At 61.6% G+C, this 909-nt stretch carries 1 protein-coding gene; it reads left to right on the forward strand.

From position 1 onward, the window contains the following. Positions 1-909, forward strand: a 909-nt coding sequence (locus G7A66_RS09935; RefSeq protein ID WP_174295533.1) for an IS630 family transposase, incomplete at its 5' end; no start/stop codon positions are given.

Genomic DNA, 909 nt, shown 5'->3' on the forward strand with positions numbered 1-909 from the left:
AAGTGGCGCCGCAGGTTCGTAAAGGACCGGATCGAGGGGCTCACCGACGAGTACCGGCCCGGCCGCCCGCGAACCGTCTCCGATGAGCAGGTGGCAAAGGTGATCGAGCGCACGCTGAACACCACGCCCAAGGATGCGACCCACTGGTCGATCCGCAGCATGGCCGCCGAGACTGGGCTCTCTCATACTACCATTCGCCGGATCTGGGCCGCTTTTGGCCTGCAGCCGCACCGGTCCCAGACCTTCAAGCTCTCCACCGATCCGCTGTTCGTCGACAAGGTGCAGGACATCGTCGGCCTCTACATGTCGCCGCCGAACCGGGCGGTGGTTCTGTGCGTGGACGAGAAGTCCCAGATCCAGGCACTCGATCGTGAACAGCCGGTCCTGCCGATGGCGCCCGGCGTGCCCGAGCGGCGCACCCATACCTATGTTCGTAACGGTACGACATCTCTGTTCGCAGCGCTCGACATTGCCACAGGGGCAGTGATCGGCAAATGCTACAAGCGCCACCGGGCAACCGAGTTTCTCGACTTCCTCAAGCAGATCGATGCCGTGATGCCAGCGGGACCGGACGTGCATCTTGTGATGGACAACTACGCCACGCACAAGACGCCGAGAATCAAGGCTTGGCTGGCGAGGCGGCCGCACTGGCATGTTCACTTCACGCCGACATCAGCTTCCTGGATCAACCAGGTCGAGCGCTGGTTCGCCGAACTCACTCGCAAGCAGTTGCAGCGCGGTGTCCATCGATCCACCGCCGAGCTCGAAGCAGACATCATCGCGTTCAGCGAGACGCACAACGAGAACCCCAAACCCTATCGCTGGACCAAATCCGCCGACGAGATACTCGCCTCGGTCAAACGCTTCTGTCAAAAAGCTATGAGCCGAACTTCGGATTCAGGTGACTAG

Origin of the sequence: Alteripontixanthobacter muriae (assembly GCF_013336795.1) — a bacterium.
GTDB lineage: Bacteria > Pseudomonadota > Alphaproteobacteria > Sphingomonadales > Sphingomonadaceae > Pseudopontixanthobacter > Pseudopontixanthobacter muriae.